The 17,958-nt window shown below is 71.8% G+C and carries 20 protein-coding genes and 1 pseudogene; 14 read left to right on the top strand and 7 right to left on the bottom strand.

Features of this window, described 5'->3' with window-relative positions:
- Positions 1 to 29 precede the first annotated feature (29 nt).
- The 6 genes from ACFY2Z_RS10520 (at position 30) to ACFY2Z_RS10495 (ending at position 4,170) form a co-directional block, all read left to right on the top strand.
- Positions 30 to 485, top strand: a complete 456-nt coding sequence (locus tag ACFY2Z_RS10520; protein WP_390743769.1) for a cupin domain-containing protein — start codon at positions 30 to 32, stop codon at positions 483 to 485.
- Positions 482 to 1,750, top strand: a complete 1,269-nt coding sequence (locus ACFY2Z_RS10515; protein WP_390743768.1) for a beta-ketoacyl-[acyl-carrier-protein] synthase family protein — start codon at positions 482 to 484, stop codon at positions 1,748 to 1,750. Before ACFY2Z_RS10520 ends, ACFY2Z_RS10515 begins: the two co-directional genes overlap by 4 nt.
- Complete coding sequence (locus ACFY2Z_RS10510) at positions 1,747 to 2,997, top strand: ketosynthase chain-length factor (RefSeq protein ID WP_390743767.1); 1,251 nt, start codon at positions 1,747 to 1,749, stop codon at positions 2,995 to 2,997. The genes ACFY2Z_RS10515 and ACFY2Z_RS10510 overlap by 4 nt, the downstream gene beginning before the upstream one ends.
- An 82-nt stretch (positions 2,998 to 3,079) precedes the next feature.
- The gene (locus ACFY2Z_RS10505; RefSeq protein WP_311694503.1) at positions 3,080 to 3,337 is read left to right on the top strand and encodes an acyl carrier protein; all 258 of its coding nucleotides are present in this window, start codon (positions 3,080 to 3,082) and stop codon (positions 3,335 to 3,337) included.
- 1 nt (position 3,338) lies between these two features.
- Positions 3,339 to 3,818, top strand: a complete 480-nt coding sequence (locus ACFY2Z_RS10500) for an SRPBCC family protein (RefSeq protein WP_390743766.1) — start codon at positions 3,339 to 3,341, stop codon at positions 3,816 to 3,818.
- A gap of 19 nt (positions 3,819 to 3,837) precedes the next feature.
- The gene (locus ACFY2Z_RS10495) at positions 3,838 to 4,170 is read left to right on the top strand and encodes a TcmI family type II polyketide cyclase (protein ID WP_390743765.1); all 333 of its coding nucleotides are present in this window, start codon (positions 3,838 to 3,840) and stop codon (positions 4,168 to 4,170) included.
- 105 nt (positions 4,171 to 4,275) lie between these two features.
- Here the strand turns inward: ACFY2Z_RS10495 and ACFY2Z_RS10490 are convergent, their stop codons facing one another.
- On the bottom strand, positions 4,276 to 5,298 hold the full coding sequence (locus ACFY2Z_RS10490; protein ID WP_390743764.1) for a methyltransferase: 1,023 nt from the start codon (positions 5,296 to 5,298) through the stop codon (positions 4,276 to 4,278).
- A 300-nt stretch (positions 5,299 to 5,598) separates the two neighbouring features.
- Here ACFY2Z_RS10490 and ACFY2Z_RS10485 point away from each other — a divergent pair, with 300 nt between their 5' ends.
- The 3 genes from ACFY2Z_RS10485 to ACFY2Z_RS10475 all read left to right on the top strand — a co-directional run bounded on the left by ACFY2Z_RS10485 (position 5,599) and on the right by ACFY2Z_RS10475 (position 8,211).
- A complete protein-coding gene (locus ACFY2Z_RS10485) occupies positions 5,599 to 6,225 on the top strand; it encodes a rhomboid-like protein (protein WP_390743763.1) in 627 nt (208 codons plus the stop codon).
- A gap of 10 nt (positions 6,226 to 6,235) precedes the next feature.
- On the top strand, positions 6,236 to 7,642 hold the full coding sequence (locus tag ACFY2Z_RS10480) for an NAD(P)/FAD-dependent oxidoreductase (RefSeq protein ID WP_390743762.1): 1,407 nt from the start codon (positions 6,236 to 6,238) through the stop codon (positions 7,640 to 7,642).
- 95 nt (positions 7,643 to 7,737) lie between these two features.
- Positions 7,738 to 8,211 carry a GNAT family N-acetyltransferase gene (locus ACFY2Z_RS10475; protein WP_390743761.1) on the top strand — a complete coding sequence of 158 codons (474 nt, stop codon included), beginning with the start codon at positions 7,738 to 7,740 and terminating at the stop codon, positions 8,209 to 8,211.
- 18 nt (positions 8,212 to 8,229) lie between these two features.
- Here the strand turns inward: ACFY2Z_RS10475 and ACFY2Z_RS10470 are convergent, their stop codons facing one another.
- Positions 8,230 to 8,904: a pentapeptide repeat-containing protein gene (locus ACFY2Z_RS10470; RefSeq protein WP_390743760.1), complete on the bottom strand. Its 675-nt coding sequence runs from the start codon at positions 8,902 to 8,904 to the stop codon at positions 8,230 to 8,232.
- Between the two features lie 134 nt (positions 8,905 to 9,038).
- Here ACFY2Z_RS10470 and ACFY2Z_RS10465 point away from each other — a divergent pair, with 134 nt between their 5' ends.
- Positions 9,039 to 10,547: an MFS transporter gene (locus ACFY2Z_RS10465; protein ID WP_390743759.1), complete on the top strand. Its 1,509-nt coding sequence runs from the start codon at positions 9,039 to 9,041 to the stop codon at positions 10,545 to 10,547.
- A gap of 11 nt (positions 10,548 to 10,558) precedes the next feature.
- Here the strand turns inward: ACFY2Z_RS10465 and ACFY2Z_RS10460 are convergent, their stop codons facing one another.
- Positions 10,559 to 11,059, bottom strand: coding sequence for a hypothetical protein (locus tag ACFY2Z_RS10460; protein ID WP_311694512.1), 501 nt, complete (start codon positions 11,057 to 11,059; stop codon positions 10,559 to 10,561).
- Between the two features lie 7 nt (positions 11,060 to 11,066).
- Between ACFY2Z_RS10460 and ACFY2Z_RS10455 the strand changes: the two are divergent.
- A pseudogene (locus ACFY2Z_RS10455) lies at positions 11,067 to 11,258 on the top strand (M1 family peptidase); the annotation flags it as partial.
- A gap of 94 nt (positions 11,259 to 11,352) precedes the next feature.
- Here ACFY2Z_RS10455 and ACFY2Z_RS10450 read toward each other — a convergent pair.
- Both ACFY2Z_RS10450 and ACFY2Z_RS10445 read right to left on the bottom strand, forming a co-directional pair.
- Positions 11,353 to 11,874: a GNAT family N-acetyltransferase gene (locus tag ACFY2Z_RS10450; protein WP_390743758.1), complete on the bottom strand. Its 522-nt coding sequence runs from the start codon at positions 11,872 to 11,874 to the stop codon at positions 11,353 to 11,355.
- A gap of 107 nt (positions 11,875 to 11,981) precedes the next feature.
- Positions 11,982 to 12,557 carry a TerD family protein gene (locus tag ACFY2Z_RS10445; protein ID WP_355923348.1) on the bottom strand — a complete coding sequence of 192 codons (576 nt, stop codon included), beginning with the start codon at positions 12,555 to 12,557 and terminating at the stop codon, positions 11,982 to 11,984.
- A 149-nt stretch (positions 12,558 to 12,706) separates the two neighbouring features.
- Between ACFY2Z_RS10445 and arfB the strand changes: the two genes are divergently transcribed.
- The gene (gene arfB / locus ACFY2Z_RS10440) at positions 12,707 to 13,144 is read left to right on the top strand and encodes an alternative ribosome rescue aminoacyl-tRNA hydrolase ArfB (protein ID WP_311694515.1); all 438 of its coding nucleotides are present in this window, start codon (positions 12,707 to 12,709) and stop codon (positions 13,142 to 13,144) included.
- Between the two features lie 3 nt (positions 13,145 to 13,147).
- On the opposite strand, the gene ACFY2Z_RS10435 is transcribed toward arfB, so the two are convergent.
- Positions 13,148 to 13,723, bottom strand: coding sequence for a flavin reductase family protein (locus ACFY2Z_RS10435; RefSeq protein ID WP_390743757.1), 576 nt, complete (start codon positions 13,721 to 13,723; stop codon positions 13,148 to 13,150).
- A 427-nt stretch (positions 13,724 to 14,150) separates the two neighbouring features.
- Between ACFY2Z_RS10435 and cdgB the strand changes: the two genes are divergently transcribed.
- Both cdgB and ACFY2Z_RS10425 read left to right on the top strand, forming a co-directional pair.
- Entirely contained in the window at positions 14,151 to 15,824 is a 1,674-nt protein-coding gene (gene cdgB, locus ACFY2Z_RS10430; protein WP_390743756.1) for a diguanylate cyclase CdgB, read from the top strand.
- A gap of 116 nt (positions 15,825 to 15,940) precedes the next feature.
- The gene (locus ACFY2Z_RS10425) at positions 15,941 to 16,876 is read left to right on the top strand and encodes a CBM35 domain-containing protein (RefSeq protein WP_390743755.1); all 936 of its coding nucleotides are present in this window, start codon (positions 15,941 to 15,943) and stop codon (positions 16,874 to 16,876) included.
- A 6-nt stretch (positions 16,877 to 16,882) separates the two neighbouring features.
- On the opposite strand, the gene ACFY2Z_RS10420 is transcribed toward ACFY2Z_RS10425, so the two are convergent.
- On the bottom strand, positions 16,883 to 17,812 hold the full coding sequence (locus tag ACFY2Z_RS10420; RefSeq protein WP_390743754.1) for a 1-phosphofructokinase family hexose kinase: 930 nt from the start codon (positions 17,810 to 17,812) through the stop codon (positions 16,883 to 16,885).
- Between the last annotated feature and the right edge of the window lie 146 nt (positions 17,813 to 17,958).

Below are 17,958 nucleotides of genomic sequence, written 5' to 3'. Positions count from 1 at the left end.
TCGACGCAGCACACCACCGGAGGAACGACGTGATCAAACCCCGGCCCCGGATCGTGAATCTCAGCGAGACCGAGCCCAACACCAAGCGCGGAGGCGATCTGCGCGCCATGCTCACCCCGGCCACGGTCGGCTCCACCAGCGGTTTCATGGGCGTGGCCATCGTGCAGCCCGGCGACCGCATCGGGGAGCACTACCACCCGTACTCCGAGGAGTTCGTCTACGTCATCTGCGGGCACCTGGAGGTGGACCTGGACGGCGACCCCCAGCCCCTGCGGCCCGAGCAAGGGCTGCTGATCCCCGCCTACATGCGCCACCGCTTCCGCAACGTCGGTGACACGGAGGCCCGGCTCGTCTTCCATCTGGGTCCGCTGGCCCCGCGCCCGCAGCTGGGCCATGTGGACACCGAGGGCACCGACGCGGTCGCGGCCCACACGGCCGAGGCCGCCACCGCCCGGCCGGCCGAGCGAGACCAGGTCCGTTCATGACCCGGCGGGTGGCGGTCACCGGCATAGGCGTCGTGGCGCCGGGAGGCATCGGCGTCTCGGCGTTCTGGGACCTGCTCTCCAGCGGCCGTACCGCGACGCGGGGCATCACCTTCTTCGACCCGTCCAGTCTGCGTTCGCAGATCGCCGCCGAGTGCGACTTCGACCCGGCGGCTCATGGGCTGGACGCGGAGCAGGTGGCGCGCTGCGACCGGTACATCCAGTTCGCCCTGGCGGCCGGGGAGGAGGCGGTGCGTGACGCCGGCCTCGACATGGACCAGGAGAACCCCTGGCGGGTGGGGGTCTCCCTGGGCACCGCGGTCGGCGGCACCACCCGGCTGGAGCACGACTACGTCCTGGTCAGCAACCACGGGGAGCGCTGGGACGTGGACCACCGGCAGGCGCAGCCGCATCTGCACCGCGCGTTCTCGCCGAGCACCCTCGCCTCGACAGTGGCGGAGCGGTTCGGGGCGCGCGGGCCGGTGCAGACCGTCTCCACGGGTTGCACCTCCGGGCTCGACGCGGTCGGCTACGCCCTGCACACCGTCCAGGAAGGACGGGCCGATGTGTGCATAGCCGGTGCCTCGGACTCGCCGATCTCGCCGATCACCATGGCGTGCTTCGACGCGATCAAGGCCACCTCCCCGAACAACGACGATCCCGCGCACGCCTCTCGTCCCTTCGACAACAACCGTGACGGGTTCGTCATGGGCGAGGGCGGCGCGGTGCTCGTCCTGGAGGAGCTGGAGCACGCCCGGGCCCGTGGGGCGCGCGTGTACTGCGAGATCAGCGGCTATGCCACCTTCGGCAACGCCTACCACATGACCGGTCTGACCAGCGAGGGTCTGGAGATGGCGCGGGCGATCGACGAGGCGCTGGACCACGCGCGGCTCGACGGCTCGGCGATCGACTACGTCAACGCGCACGGGTCGGGCACCCGGCAGAACGACCGGCACGAGACCGCGGCGGTGAAGAAGGCCCTGGGGCACCACGCCTACGACACCCCCATGAGCTCCATCAAGTCGATGGTGGGGCACTCCCTGGGGGCGATCGGGGCGATCGAGGTGGTGGCCTGCGTGCTGGCCCTGGACCGCCAGGTCGTACCGCCCACCGCCAACTACGAGATCCCGGACCCCGAGTGCGATCTGGACTACGTGCCACGCGTGGCCCGCGAGCGCAGGCTGAACAACGTGCTCTCCGTGGGCAGCGGGTTCGGCGGGTTCCAGTCCGCGGTGATCCTGACCCGGCCGAGGGAGAGGACACGATGAGCGCACCGCATGGCAGGCGCGCCGGCGTCACCGGAATCGGCGTCGTCGCGCCCAACGGAACGAGCACCGACACCTTCTGGAAGGCCACCCAGGCGGGCGTCAGCGTCCTGGACCGGGTCACCCGGGAGGGGTGCGAGCATCTGCCGCTCCGGGTGGCGGGCGAGGTCCGGGGCTTCGAGCCGGCCGCGACGATCGAGGAGCGTTTCCTCGTCCAGACCGACCGGTTCACGCACTTCGCGATGGCCGCGGCCGATCTCGCGCTGGAGGACGCCCGGTTCGGCCAGGCCGATCTGAGCGACTCTCCGTTCATCGCCGGGGTGGTCACCGCGGCCGGGTCCGGCGGCGGCGAGTTCGGACAGCGGGAGCTGCAACGGCTGTGGGGGAAAGGCAGCCGGTTCGTCGGCCCGTACCAGTCCATCGCCTGGTTCTACGCCGCCAGCACCGGCCAGATCTCCATCCGCCGCGGGTTCAAGGGCCCCTGTTCGGTCGTCGCCGCCGACGAGGCCGGCGGGCTCGACGCTCTCGCGCACGCCGCGAGGGCGGTGGGCCGCGGCACCGATCTGATCGTGGCCGGTTCCACCGAGGCGCCGCTGGCGCCCTACTCGGGGGTCTGCCAGCTCGGGTACCCGGAGCTGAGCACGGCCTCCGACCCGGCCCGCGCCTACCGTCCCTTCACCGCCGACGCCTGCGGGTTCGTGCCCGCGGAGGGCGGCGCGATGCTGGTCGTGGAGGAGGTGGGCTCGGCCCGTGAGCGGGGCGTGCCCGTGCGTGCCGTCATCGCGGGACACGCGTCCACGTTCACCGGCGCCTCCTGCTGGGAGGAGTCCCGGGAGGGGCTCGCCCAGGCGATCCGCGGCGCCCTGGACGAGGCCGGCTGCGCCCCCGAGGAGGTCGACGTGGTCTTCGCGGACGCCCTCGGCATCCCGGCGGCGGACCGGGCCGAGGCGCTGGCGATCGCCGACGTCCTGGGCACGCACGGCAACCGGGTGCCCGTCACCGCGCCGAAGACGGGCATCGGGCGCGGCTACTGCGCGGCGCCCGTGCTGGACACCGCCGCAGCGGTGCTCGCGATGGAGCACGACCTGATCCCGCCCACCCCGCATGTCTTCGACCTCTGCCATGACCTCGACCTGGTGACCGTACGCGCCCGTCCCGCCGAGCTGCGCACGGCGCTGATCCTCAGCCGGGGACTCATGGGTTCGAACTCGGCGCTCGTGCTGCGGCACAGCGTCTTCGACGCCTCCTAGGAGGCCAGCAGCCCACCACGACAACCCGCAGCAATCCCTGCGGAGACGTCAGCAGCAAGCATCAGCGAAGGAGAGAAACCGCATGAGCGACCGCATCACCGTGGAAGAACTGGCCGAACTGATGAAGACGGCCGCCGGGGTCACCGTGGCCCCGCAGGACCTCGAACAGAGCTACGACTCGGGGTTCGAGGCCCTCGGCATCGACTCCCTCGGCCTGCTCGGCATCGTGGGGGAGCTGGAGAACCGGCACGGCACGCCGATGCCGCCCGACGCGGAACGCTGCAAGACCCCCCGCCAGTTCCTCGACCTGGTCAACACCACCCTCATGGCTGGAGCCTGACATGGCCGGACACACCGAGAACGCCATCACCATCGCCGCCCCGGTCGACCTCGTCTGGGACATGACCAACGACCTGGAGAACTGGCCCCGGCTGTTCAGCGAGTACGCCTCCTGCGAGGTCCTCTCGCGCGAGGGGAACCGGACGACCTTCCGGCTGACGATGCACCCCGACGAGAACGGCACGGTGTGGAGCTGGGTCTCGGAGCGGGAGACCGACCGCCCCACGCTCAGCGTCAAGGCCCGCCGCGTCGAGCCGGGCCCCTTCGCGTACATGAACATCCGCTGGCAGTACGAGGAGGTCACCGAGGGCACCCGGATGGTGTGGACGCAGGACTTCGAGATGAAGCCCGAGGCGCCGGTCGACGACGCCTGGATGACCGACAACATCAACCGCAACTCCAAGGTCCAGATGGCCCTGATCCGGGACCGCATCGAGCAGGTCGCCGCCGAGAACCGGCCCGCGCCGGCCCTCACCGACTGAGCCGGGCGGAGGACAGCCGATGCACCAAGCCCTGATCGTCGCCCGGATGGCCCCCGGCTCGGCCCCGGACATCGCCAAGGTGTTCGAGGAATCCGACCGGGGAGAGCTGCCGCATCTCGTCGGGGTCACCCGGCGCAGCCTCTTCCAGTTCGGCGACGTGTACATGCACCTGGTCGAGGCCGACCGGGACCCCGGCCCCGCCATCGCCAAGGTGGCCGGGCATCCGGAGTTCCGGGGCATCAGCGAGCGGCTCGCCGCGTACGTCAGCGCCTACGACCCCGCGACCTGGCGTTCGCCCAAGGACGCGATGGCGCAGCGTTTCTACCTCTGGGAGCGGGATGTCACCTCCTGAACCGCCCATACGACCACCGGTCGCCGGCCCCGCGTGATGGACGCGGGTCCGGCGACCGGTGCTGTGAGCGGTGTGCCCGCCGCGCGGTGCGCCCGCGGCGGCGGGTCAGGCGCGGACGGTGCAGTCGAACGCGTGCAGATACGGGTTGACCGGGCGGACCTCCTCGATGACCAGCCCCGCGGCGGTCAGCCGGTCGACCATGCTCCGGGCGGTGTGCTTGGCACCGCCCACGTTGAGGAGCAGCAGCAGGTCCATGGCGGTGCTGAACCGCATCGAGGGCGTGTCGTCGACGAGGTTCTCGATGACCACGACCCGCGCGTTCGGGCCGCCCGCCGCGACGACGTTGCGCAGCGTCCGCGCGGTGCTGTCGTCGTCCCACTCCAGGATGTTCTTGACGATGTAGACGTCGGCCCGGACCGGGATCGCCACCCGGCAGTCGCCGGGCACGATGGTCACCCGGTCGGCGAACTCCCCCTGCAGCCGGGGCACGGCGTTCGCCACCACGGGCGGCAGGTCCAGCAGGGTGCCGTGCATCGAGGAGTACTTCTCCAGCAGGCTCGCCACCACGTGTCCCTGGCCGCCGCCGATGTCCGCGACGGACGCACACCCCGTCAGATCGAGGAACGCCGCGACGTCCCGGGCCGACTGCTCGCTGGAGGTGGTCATGGCCCGGTTGAAGACGTCGGCCGACTCCGGGGCGTCCTCGTGCAGATAGGTGAAGAACTCCTTGCCGTACAGGTCCTGGACGACGTTCCGGCCGGTGCGCACCGCCTCGTCAAGCCGCGGCCAGGCGGCCCAGGTCCAGGGCTCGGTGCACCACAGGGAGATGGAGCGCAGGCTGCCCGGGTCGTCCTCGCGCAGCAGCCGGGACATCTCGGTGTGCTCGAAGGTGCCGTCCTTGTGCTCGGCGAAGACGCCGTAGCAGCACAGGGCGCGCAGCAGCCGTCGCAGCGGGCGCGGTTCGGTCTTCACCGCGGCGGCGAGCTCCTCCGCGCTCATGGGGCTGTCCCCCAGCGCGTCGGCGACGCCCAGGCGGGCGGCGGCGCGGAGTGCGGCGGCACAGGCCGCCCCGAATACGAGCTCCCTCAGCCGCATGGACGGCGGTGGGGCGGGGGTCGCGGTCGTCATGTGCCGCCCTTCCTCTCCGGGGCCGCCGACGGGTGTCCCGACCCGACGAGCGCTGCCGGGCACGCCGGACCGGCGATATGGCGTTTCGTCATATTCTGTACGCTATGACCCCTTATGGGGGGTGGAAAGCCGGGTCGGCCATCCGGTGGCGTGTCATGGTGAACGCGCGTGCGAGAGCGGCGGCGGTGGGTCCGCGCCCGGCAGCGCGGGACGGCCGGCTCGCCGGGCGCATCGATCGCGGGGCCGACCATACTGGCGTATGTGGACCCGGTGATATGGCTGAGGCGTGGAATCGGAGCAGTGGCGGCATACGTCCGCAGCGCCCCGGGCACCTACCTCTGGCTGGCGGTCCTGTTCGTCACCACGGTCGCGCTGCACCACATGTCGCCGCGGGTCGAGGAGGACTTCCTGCGGCAGCGGTCCACCAACATCCACGAGCTGTCGTCCCATCCCGTCCGCGTGCTCATCACCAGCGCGATGTGGATCGACGGCGGCCACTGGCTGCCGTACGCCGTGCTCTACACCGCCTTCCACGCGCAGGCGGAGCGCTGGCTGGGCACCGTGCGCTGGCTGGCCGTGTGCGTCGCCGCGCATGTCCTGGCCACCCTCGCCAGCGAGGGAGCCCTGTTGCAGGCGATACGCCGTGGCGTCGCCCCGCTCTCCGCCGCCGACACCCTGGACATCGGGGTCAGCTATGCGCTGGCCGGGGTCGTCGCGGTGCTCGCCTACCGGATCGCGGCGCCTTGGCGGTACGCCTGTCTGGCGGTCGTCCTGACCGTGTACACCGTCCCCTTCGTCCTCTCTCCCACCTTCACCGATTTCGGACATCTCATCTCGGTGCTGATCGGCCTCGGCTGCTATCCGCTGACCCGGAGCCGCGGAAAAGCATGGAATCCGAAGGAGACACTGGCCGCTCTCAGGAGTTAACGTCCGCCCCATGAACAGCGCAGCGAGCGGTGTCGTCAACGGCGGCATCTCCTTCTGGTACGCCGACGACGGCCTCCCCGCCCCGCGGGAGCCCCTGGCCGGGGACGCGGCCGCCGACGTCGTGATCGTGGGCGGCGGCTACACCGGCCTGTGGACCGCCTACTACCTGAAGAAGGCGGCCCCCTTCCTGCGCATCACGGTGCTGGAGCAGAGGTTCTGCGGCTACGGCGCCTCCGGACGCAACGGCGGCTGGCTCTACAACGGCATCGCGGGCCGCGACCGATATGCGCGACTGCACGGCCACGAGGCCGCCGTACGCCTGCAGAAGGCGATGAACGAGACGGTCGCCGAGGTCGTCCGGGCCGCCGAGGAGGAGGGCATCGACGCCGATGTGCGCGTCGGCGGCGTCCTGGAGGTCGCGTACACGCCCGCCCAGCTGGCCCGGCTGAAGGCGTTCCACGAGCACGAGCTGTCCTTCGGCGAGCAGGACCGCGAACTGTACGGCGCCCGGGGGACCGCCGAGCGGATCAGGGTCGCGCACGCGGTCGGCTCGTCCTGGACCCCGCACGGCGCACGGCTGCAGCCGGTCAAGCTGGTCAAGGGCCTCGCGGCGGCCGTCGAGGCGCTCGGCGTGACGATCCACGAGGGCACCCCGGTCACCGAGATCCGCCCCAAGCACGCGGTGACGCCCTACGGCACGGTCCGCGCGCCCTATGTCCTGCGCTGCACCGAGGGGTTCACGGCGTCGCTGAGGGGACAGCGGCGCACCTGGCTCCCGATGAACTCCTCCATGATCGCGACCGAGCCGCTGACCGACGCGCAGTGGGCCGAGATCGGCTGGGAGGGGTGCGAGGCGCTCGGCGACATGGCGCACGCGTACATGTACGCGCAGCGCACCGCCGACGGCCGGATCGCACTCGGCGGCCGCGGTGTGCCCTACCGCTTCGGCTCCCGCACCGACAACGACGGCCGTACGCAAGCCGCCACCGTCGAGGCGCTGCACGACATCCTGGTCCGCTTCTTCCCGTCGCTGGCCGGGGTGCGGGTGGCGCACGCCTGGTCGGGTGTGCTCGGGGTGCCGCGCGACTGGTGCGCCACGGTGACCCTGGACCGTGCGACGGGGCTCGGCTGGGCGGGCGGTTACGTCGGCTCGGGCGTCGCCACCGCCAACCTCGCCGCGCGGACCCTCCGCGACCTCGTCCAGCAGGACTCGGGCCAGGCCGGCGGGACCGATCTGACCGAGCTGCCGTGGGTGAACCACCGGGTCCGCAAATGGGAGCCGGAGCCGCTGCGGTGGCTCGGCGTGCACGGCATGTACACCACCTACCGCGCGGCGGACCGGCGTGAACTCACCGCTCCGGCCGCCGAGTCGTCGAAACTGGCACAGTTCGCGGACCGGGTGGCCGGGCGGCACTGAACGACCTGCGAAATCCGCACTGACCGGCACGAACGGCGGGGACGGTGGGAAACGGCGCTTGCCGGGCCCCGTCCCCGCCGTGTGACACTGCGCCCATGATCCGCACCGCGACCCCGGACGACATCCCCGTCCTGCATTTTCTGATCCGTGAACTGGCCGAGTACGAGAAGGCGCCCGACGAGGCTCGAGCGACCCAGGAGCAGCTGCGCGAGGCGCTGTTCGGCGACCGCCCGGCGGCGTACGCGCAGGTCGCCGAGGAGGGCGGCGAGGTCGTCGGCTTCGCGCTGTGGTTCCTGAACTTCTCCACCTGGCGGGGAGTGCACGGGATCTATCTGGAGGACCTGTACGTACGTCCCGAGGCGCGGGGCGGCGGCCACGGCAAGGCGCTCCTGAGGGAACTGGCCCGGATCTGCGTCGCCCGCGGCTATGAGCGCCTGGAGTGGTCGGTCCTGAACTGGAACCGCCCCGCCATCGACTTCTACGAGGCCCTGGGCGCCCGCCCGCAGGACGAGTGGACCGTGTACCGCCTGACGGACGGGGCCCTGGCCGACCTGGGAAAGCGGGTGTAGACACCGGGCCCCGTGGGCTCAGGCGTCGTCGGCCACCCGGAGGCCCAACGCCGCCGCCAGCACGGGCGCCAGGTCCAGGAGCTGGGCATGGCTGATCACCGCGCCCGAGAGCCGGTCCGACCCGCGGGCGACGTCCAGCTCCGCCGCACGGCGCAGATCCACGTCCACCAGGGTCGCCGCCGTGAGGTCGGCCCCCTTCAGCACGCAGTCCACGAACTCCACCCGCTCCAGCCGGGCGCCCCCGAAGTCCGGCTCGACCAGGACACAGCCCTCGAAGACGACGTCCTTGAGTCTCGCCCTGCGCAGATTCAGATAGTCGATCTTCCCGCCGCGCACCAGCACCCGTTCCAGCACCGCGCCGTGCAGCTGCGTCCCGCCGAGCCGGGCGTCCACCAGCTCCACGTCGCGCAGGCTCGCCTCGGCGAGATCCGTGCCCACGCCCCGTATCCCCGACAGGACGGAGTCCACCACGCGGGCGTGGTGCAACTGCGTCTCGTCCAGCGCGCAGCCCGTCAGCGCGCAGTCCAGGAACCGGGCACCCCCGCCGTCCTGTCCGGCGAGGTCCGTGTCCCGGAACTCCAGCCCGTCGTAGTCCCCGTCCGGCGTCAACTCGCCGTCCGTGAACGCCACCAGCTCCGGCAGCCGCACCTCCGGCCGCCGCGCCGGCTTCACCAACCGATCGTTCCGCACCATGCCCCCATGCTGCACCCCGCCACCGACAATCCCGCCCACCTGCGACGACATCCCCAAGGGCAGGCCCGGAGCGGCTTCGAGGGCGTGCGCCGGCCGAAGATGCGGGGCCTGGCGTTCCATGGTCTTCTGACGGGGTGAGCGTCACCCCGAGGGGCGAGCCGGCGGGCCTCGACGACACGGATGACCCCCGCCGCTGGTGGGCCCTGGTGATCATCGCGCTCGCCCAGCTGATGGTGGTCCTGGACGCGACGATCGTGAACATCGCGATGCCGTCCGCCCAACGCGCGCTCGGCATCTCCGACGGCAACCGCCAGTGGATGATCACCGCGTACACCGTGGCCTTCGGCGGGCTGCTCCTGCTCGGCGGCCGGATCGCGGACCTGGCGGGCCGCAGACGCACCTTCGTGGCCGGACTGGCCGGCTTCGCCGCGGCGTCCGCGCTGGGCGGCGCGGCCACCACGTCCGGCATGCTCTTCGGCGCCCGCGCACTCCAGGGCGCCTTCGCCGCCGTACTGGCCCCGTCGGCGCTCAGCCTGCTCACGACCACGTTCACCCGTCCCAGGGAGCGCGGCAGGGCCTTCGGCATCTACGGCGCGCTCGCGGGCAGCGGCTCGGCGATCGGGCTCCTCGCGGGCGGCCTGCTGACCGAGTACCTGAACTGGCGCTGGTGTCTGTACGTCAACGTGCCCATCGCTGTCTGTGCCGTCGTCGGCGGCCTGGTGCTGCTGCCCGCCGGGCCGCGCCACCCGGGCGCCCGGCTGGACGTCCCCGGCGCGCTGCTGGGCTGCGGGGGACTCGTCGCGCTGGTCTACGGGTTCAGCGAGGCCGAGCCGCGGGGCTGGACCGACCCGCTGGTCCTCGCCCTGTTCGCGGCCGGCGCGGCGCTGCTCGGCGCGTTCGTGTGGTGGCAGGCCAGGGCGCCGCAGCCGCTGCTGCCCCTGCACATCGTCAGGGACCGCGACCGGGCCGGCTGCTTCGCGACGATGACCCTGGCCGTCATCGGCATGTTCGGGCTGTTCCTGTTCCTGACCTACTACCTTCAGGTCGTCCTCGGCTACTCGCCGCTGCGCACGGGCCTCGGCTATCTGCCGCTGACGGCGACGATCGTCGTGTGCTCGACACAGATCTCGGCCCGTCTGCTGCCCCGGGTGGCACCGCGCCTGCTGATCGTGCCGGGCCTGCTGCTGGCGGCGGGCGGCATGGTGATCCTCACCCGGATCACCGTGGACTCGGACTACACGACCGCGATCCTGCCCGGACTGGTGTTGCTGGGGCTCGGTATGGGCCTGACCTTCATGCCGGTCTTCGCGACCGCCACCGCCGATGTCGCGCCGCGCGACTCGGGGGTGACGTCGGCGACCGTCAACACCTCGCAGCAGGTGGGCGGTTCCATCGGTACGGCGCTGCTGAACACGATCGCCACGAGCAGCGCCACGGCGTACCTCGCCGCGCATCTGCCCGACCCCGCCCGGAGGGCGCTCGTCGTCCGCGAGGGCGTGGTCCACGGCTACACCGTCGCCATCTGGTGGGCGGCGGGCGTCATGCTGCTGGCGGGGCTGGTCGCGGGGGTGACCGTCAGAGCCGCGGCCCCGGCGCACGGCACCCGGGGTACGCCGCTGCCCAGGGACGCCCGGCGTCCATAGCGCCCGGCGGCTCAGCCGAGGCGGGGGAAGCGGGACTGGAGGGTCCAGATCGCCGGGTTGTCCGCGAGGTCCTCGTGGAGGTCGGTGAGATCGGCGACGAGGTCGTGCAGGAAGTCCCGGGCCTCCCGGCGCAGTTCGGTGTGGGAGAAGGTCAGCGGGGGCTCGGACGCCGGCAGCCACTCCGCCTCGATGTCCACCCAGCCGAAGCGCCGCTCGAAGAGCAGCCGGTCGGTGGACTCGGTGAAGTCCAGCTCCGCCTGCTGCGGCCGGGCCGCGCGGCTGCCGAGCGGGTCCCGGTCGAGCAGCTCGACGATGTCGCACAGCGCCCAGGCGAAGTCGAGCACCGGCACCCATCCCCAGGCTGTGGACAACTCCCGGTCCGCCTTGGTGTCCGCGAGATAGACATCACCGCAGAACAGGTCGTGGCGCAGGGCGTGGACGTCCGCGCGGCGGTAGTCGGTCTGCGGTGGGTCGGGGAAGCGGTTGGAGAGGGCGTAGCCGATGTCGAGCACGGGGGCGATGGTGTCACGCCGCGGGCCGCCCCGCGCCCGGGGGCCGCCCCGTAAGATCACGTGCGTGTCCCGGTTCATACGTCTTGTCCCTGCCGTGCTGCTGAGCGTCACGCTCACGGCCTGCGGCGGCGGGGTGCACGGCACGCCCGGCGGCCTCGGGCTGCACGACCCGTACTTCCCGCGTGCGGGCAACGGCGGGTAGGACGTCACGCACCACGACCTGACCCTCGCCTACGACCCGGAGCACCGCCGGCTCAGGAGCATCCGTAGCGGCCGAACCGGGTCGGCCCGGTTCAGGCGGGCCGCAGCGCCTTGCGGAGCACGGTGCAGGGGCGGGACTTCTGGAGGTCCGGGCGGTGCGCGACGGTCTCGTAGCCGAGGGACGTCCAGAAGGCGAGGCCACGGGTGTTGCCGTCCAGGACCGCGAGGCGTACGGCGGTCCGGCCCTCGGCGCGCAGGCGCTCCTCGACCAGTACGGCCAGGCGCCGGCCGTACCCCTGCCGCTGCAGGGCCGCGTCCACCATCAGCAGGCCGATCCACGGGTCCGGGTCGGCCGGGTCTGGGTGGCGGGCCAGGATGATCGCGATCCCCACCAGGCGACCCTGGGCGCGGGCGAGCAGGACCTCCACGTCCGGGTTCGCCAACTCGTCGGCCAGTGCCGTCGCCACCTGCTCCGGGCGGATGTCGTCCGGATCCGGGAAGTCACCGCTGAGGGCGTGGTACGCGCGGTGGGAGGCGTACAGCGCGGTGAGTTCGGTGAGCAGCGGGGCCGGGATGTCGTGGTCGGCGGAGAGCCGCAGGGGCTGGAGGATCACGGACGCCAACGTATCCCGCGCGGGGTGTTCGGGGCCCGGGAAGCGACCGGAGCCCCCCGGCCGCGCAGCACCGCGGACGAGGGGCTCCGGGACGAGCGTTCCCGGCGTCAGACGTTGACGCCGAAGTCCTGGGCGATGCCGACCAGGCCCGAGGCGTAGCCCTGGCCGACCGCGCGGAACTTCCACTCCGCGCCGTTGCGGTACAGCTCGCCGAAGACCATGGCCGTCTCCGTGGCCGCGTCCTCCGAGAGGTCGTAGCGCGCGATCTCCTGGCCGCCGGCCTGGTTGACGATGCGGATGTACGCGTTGCGCACCTGGCCGAAGTTCTGGGAGCGGGACTCCGCGTCGTAGATGGAGACCGGGAAGACGATCTTGTCGATGTCGGCCGGGAGCGCCGCCAGGTTGACGTTGATCGCCTCGTCGTCGCCCGCGCCCTCACCCGTGCGGTTGTCACCGGTGTGGACGATCGAGTTGTCCGGCGTCTGCTTGTTGTTGAAGAACACGAAGTGCTGGTCCGAGTAGACCCGGCCCTGCGTGTTGACCGCGATCGCGGACGCGTCGAGGTCGAAGTCCGTGCCGGTGGTGGTGCGGACGTCCCAGCCGAGGCCCACGGTGACGGCGGTCAGGCCCGGAGCCTCCTTGGTGAGCGAGACGTTGCCACCCTTGGACAGGCTTACAGCCATTGTTGGGAGTCCCTTCCCTCGGTACGTGTGCGGATGAAGCTACCGCCACCCATAGGAACGCCAAGAGGGGTACATATGGTTCCGGGTCTCTTTACCTTTTTTACCTTCTGTGGGAAATCCGGATGACGCGGACCCGTGGAGCCGGGAACATGGACGTCATGTCCGGTCCTCACGTCATCCGCGGCTCCGTCTCGCTTCCCGAGGCCGAGCTGATGTGGCGTTTCTCGCGCTCCTCCGGGCCCGGCGGCCAGCATGTCAACACCAGCGACACCCAGGTGGAGTTGCGTTTCGACCTCGCGCGCACCGAGGCGCTGCCGCAGGTGTGGAAGGAGCGGGCCCTGCGCCGGCTGGCGGGGCGGCTCGTCGACGGCGTCGTCACCGTCCGCGCCTCGGAGCACCGCTCGCAGTGGCGCAACCGCGAGGCCGCGGCCGTACGCCTGGCCTCCCTGCTCGCGGAGGCGACGGCTCCGCCGCCGAAGCCGCGCACACCGACCCGGATCCCCCGCGGCATCAACGAACGCCGGCTGCGGGAGAAGAAGCGGCGCGGCGAGACCAAGCGCGGCCGCACCGGCCGGGACTGGGGCTGAACGCTAGCCCAGGTGGCGGTACCGCCCCCGGAAGTACAGCAGCGGTCCCCCCTCCGTGCTCGGCACCTGCGCCGTGAGGACCCGGCCGATCACGAGGGTGTGGTCGCCCGCCCGCACGCGCTGTTCCGTGCGGCACTCCAGGGTCGCGAGCGCGCCGCCGACCAGCGGTGCGTCGGAGGCCTCCCCGCGGGTGCAGGCGATGTCCTCGAACAGGAGCCGGTCGCTGATGCGGCCCTTCATCGCGAAGCGGCCCGCGATGTGCCGCTGGCTCTCCGTGAGCACCGAGACGGCCCACAGGGGCTGTTCGGCGAGCAGGTCGTCCATCCGGGAGCCCTCGCGCAGGCTGACCAGCACCAGGGGCGGGTCCAGGGACACCGACATGAACGCGTTGGCCGTCATCCCGACGTCCTCGCCGCTCGGCCCCTCCGGGTCCAGCGCGGGCTCGCGCGCCGTCACCAGGACCACACCCGTGGCCAGCCGGGACATGGCCGCGCGAAACTCGTCGTTGCTCACCCCCTCAGGATGCCCGGAGGTGGGCGGGACGGCGGTCAGCGGCGGGGCGAGCGGAGTGTTCAGCACACAAGAACGCTAGTGGGCACCCGCCGGCCGCCACATCGGGCCCGGGGCCGAGGCGGGACCTAGGTCCGGCGGCCGAGACGGCGGGGGACCGGCCGCTCCCCATGATCCCAACTCGACTCCGGGCGCGCTCAGTTGACACGTATGATCACAGTGCCTGCACGCAGTGACGAATTGTGTTCGCCGAATGCGTCGAAAAAGCGCGGAATCCCCACTCAATTGTTCATCTTTTTCTGTGACTTGAGTCACAGGAGCCGTATTTTGTTGACCCTGTGTACCTAGTGAGCAGCGCGCTGTGATTCAGTGGCGGGGACGCTGCACGACGCTACACCCGGAGTACTCCGAGTAGCGCACCGAGGAAGACCGAGAGAACCGTAGGACGCCGAAGCATCCCTGGAGTTGCTGCGAAGACATCGAGGGGAGGGGGCGAATGGAGGCCGAGTCGGAGCCGTATGTCCGCCTGGCCACCCTGCGGCAGCTGCACCAGGTGATGGCGGACATGAACACCGCCCGCAGCCTTGCGGACACGCTGCAGACCGTCGCGGACGGCATCGTCACCGGCCTCGGCTTCGAACTGGCGGCCGTGAACCTCGTACGCCAGGACGGCGACCTCGTCGTCGCCGCGCTCGCCGGGAACTCCGCGGCCGAGGCGCTCATCACCGGCCGGGTCGGCTCCCGCGCCTCCTGGGAGCGCAGGCTGTCCATGGGCGAGGCCTGGGGCGACCTGCGGTTCATATCGCACACCGAGGGCTGGGTCCTCGACGAGGACGACGTCCCGCAGTGGTACACCGACGGCCCGGAGCCCCGCTTCGAGGACGAGTGGCACCCCTCCGACCGCCTCTTCGCGCCGATGTACACGCCCGGCGTCCAGGGCGGCCCCGGCGAGCTGATCGGCGTCATCTCCGTGGACCGCCCGCGCAACGGGCGGCGGCCCGGCGCCTGGGGGCGCGAGGCGCTCCAGATGTACGCCTTCCAGGCCGCGATAGCCATCAGCAACGCCCGGCTGAGGGCCAACATGCAGCGGGCCCTGGTCCGCCTGGAGCGGGAGCAGCAGGCCCTGCGGGCCAGCGAGGAGTCCTTCCGGCAGGCCTTCGAGTACGCCCCCTCCGGCATGGCCATCGCCGAGATGGGCGGCGATCAGCACGGGCGGATCCTGCGCACCAACGACGCCCTGTGCCGGCTGCTCGGCCGGCCCGCCTCCGCCATGCGCCGCTACTCGTTCTCCGACCTCGTCCACCCCGAGGACATCGGCACGCTGCTGCGCACCTCCGCCGAGGGCGGCCGGGCCGAGCTGAGGCTCGGGCGGCGGGACGGCACCTATGTATGGGTGTCCCTGCGCAACTCCGTCGTCGCGGACGCCGCCGACGGCCCCCGCTTCCTGCTCACCCACGTCGAGGACATCGAGGAGCGCAAGCGCCGCGAGCTGCAGCTCGCGCACCGCGCCTCCCATGACTCGCTCACCGGTCTGCCCAACTCGGCCGAGCTGCGCTCCCGGCTGTCGGCCCGGATCTGCCAGCGGCCGCAGTCCCTGCCGCCGGGCGCGGCCGAGTCCCTGGACGCCGCGTACGGTGCGTACGAGACCGATCACCCGGCGGCGTACGACGGGAGCGGGCACGCCTTCGACTTCCACACCGGCCCGGGGCCCTTCGACGCCTTCGACCACCATGTGCACTCCGTCGCCCCCGACCGGGACACCGACGACGGCACCAAGGGGCTCGCGGTGCTCTTCTGCGACCTCGACGGATTCAAGTCGATCAACGACCGCTTCGGGCACAACGCGGGCGACGCCGTCCTCATCGAGGTCGCCCGGCGGCTCAGCCGCGGCGTGCGCGACGGGGACACGGTGGCCCGGCTCGGCGGCGACGAGTTCGTCGTCCTCGCGGACGGACTCGGCAAGGCCGACGCCCAGGACCTCGCCGTACGGCTGCGCAACGAGATCATCCAGCCGATCCGGGTGGACGGCCGCGCCATGCGGGTCGGCGCCAGCTTCGGCATCGGCTGGGCCCACTGCGGGATGACGGCGGACGAAGTGTTGAAATCCGCTGACGAACGGATGTACGTGGAGAAACGATCTCGGCCCAAACAGCATCGACGCGCGGGATAGACCCAGCTCAGTGCAGGGGTGATGGGAAGAACAGCCGTGCGGGGTCCGTGAAGCGGGTAGGCTCGCCATTCAGCCACGTACGCATCTTGACCCGCACCTGTTGAGGAGACCTAGGGATGACGCCCGGCAACAACGGCGCGAGCACGCCCGAGGACGAGGACCCGTTCGGCTACCTCTACGCCGACGGGCAGGCCAACGGCGCCCAGCCGCCGTCAGGCGGCTACGGCTACCCGGGATCCGTCAACAGAGTGCGCACGGTCGGCGAGCGCCAGTACGGCCAGCCACAGGCCCAGGCCCCCACGGCCGCCTACGGGCAGGTGCCCCAGCAGCAGGGCTACGGCCAGCCGAACGCACACTACGCCGCGCCCGAGACCCAGCCGGGCGGCGCCCCCACGACCCGGCAGGCGACTGCGGGACCGGGCGGCGGCGGCCGGGGCCGGGGCCCCAACACCAAGGGCCTGCTGATCGGCGCGATCGCGGTGGTCGCCGCGGTCGTGATCGGCATCGGGGTCGCCATGATGGGCGGCAACGGCAACAAGAAGGACTCGGCGGGCGGCGCGTCGAGCGGCCCGACCACCTCGCAGAGCGACTCCCCGAGCGCGTCGGCGTCCGCTTCCGCCGCCGGGGAGCTGCCGAAGATCGACGCCAAGGCCCTGCGACTGGAGGGCGGTACGACCACGGCCTCCGACGTGAAGGGCGCCAAGGCGGACGGCGGGGTCTATGTGGGCGGCCTCAACGCCGTCGGCGCGGCCGTGACCTGGAGCGTGGACGTCCCCGCGGACGGCAAGTACACGCTGCACACCGGCTACGGCGTGCCCGGCGTCGACGCCACCGCGACCCTCACGATCAACGGCACGCCGCTGGACAGCCCCCTGAAGCTGAAGAACTGGGCCAACGCGGCCCAGGGCGACTGGGAGAAGGGCTGGACCAAGACGTACAACTACATCCAGCTCAACAAGGGCACCAACACGATCCGGATCTCCTGCGAGCAGGGGAACCAGTGCAACGCCAACCTCGACCAGCTCTGGCTGACGAACGGCTGGTCCAAGTAGCCGACGTCACGCGGCCGTCGCCTCACCGGTGACGGCCACCCGGTCCAGCAGCTCCTCGTAGGCGTGGCGGTCGAACTCGCCCGCCACGGGGGCCAGTACGGTCGCCGCGGACAGGGCCACCGCCCGGGCCAGCCGGGCCGGCCAGGGCAGGTGCTCCACCAGACCCGACAGCAGACCCGCGACCGCCGAGTCGCCGGCGCCCGTCGGGTTGCCCGGGATCCGGCGCGGCGGTACGGCCCGCCAGCGGCCCTCCGCGTTCACGGCGAGCAGGCCCTCCGCGCCCAGCGAGGCGACCACCGTGTGCGCCCCGCGTCTGCGGGCGTCCCGGGTGGCCTGCAACGGCTCGTGGGAGCCCGTGAGTTCGGCGAGTTCGTCGGCGTTCGGCTTGACGATGTCCGGGCGCGCGGCCACCCCGCGGCGAAGCGGCTCACCGCTGGTGTCGAGCAGGACGGGGACCCCCATCGCCCGTGCGGTGCGCACCAGTTGGGCGTACGCGCCCACCGGCACCCCCGGCGGCAGGCTGCCGCACAGGGCCACCGCCGTCGCGGAGTGCACCAGGCCGGCGTAGGTGTCCAGGAAGGCCGACCACTCGGCCGGAGCTATCAGCGGGCCCGGCTCGTTGAGCTGGGTGGTGTCGCCGGTCGTCTCGTCGACCACCGCGACGGTGCGCCGGGTCGAGCCCGCCACCGGGACGAGCGCGTCGACGACCCGGGGCGTGTGGGTGAGCTGGTCCTTCAGGGAGCGGCCCGTCGCGCCGCCCGCGAAGCCCGTGGCCGTCACCTCGTGGCCCAGCGCGGCGAGCACCCGGGCCGCGTTCAGGCCCTTGCCCCCGGGCCGTTCGGTCACCTCGGTCACCCGGTGCGCGGTGTGCGGCCTCAGCGCCCGTACGCGATAGGTGATGTCGAGAGCGGTGTTCAGCGTGACCGTCAGGATCACCTGGGGACCTCCCTCGAATGTCGTGACGGCGTGTCCGGTGGTTCCGTACGACGGTTCCCCGTGTGCGGAATCCCAGGATGCGCCCGCCGTCGGCGGTGTGCGGAGGCTCGATCATGCCAAATGAGTCGGCGGTCGGCCCAGTCCCC

It is taken from the genome of Streptomyces sp. NPDC001222 (genome assembly GCF_042896945.1).
GTDB classification, from domain to species: Bacteria; Actinomycetota; Actinomycetes; order Streptomycetales; family Streptomycetaceae; genus Streptomyces; species Streptomyces gibsoniae.
This window is presented reverse-complemented; position numbering and strand designations above follow the sequence as displayed.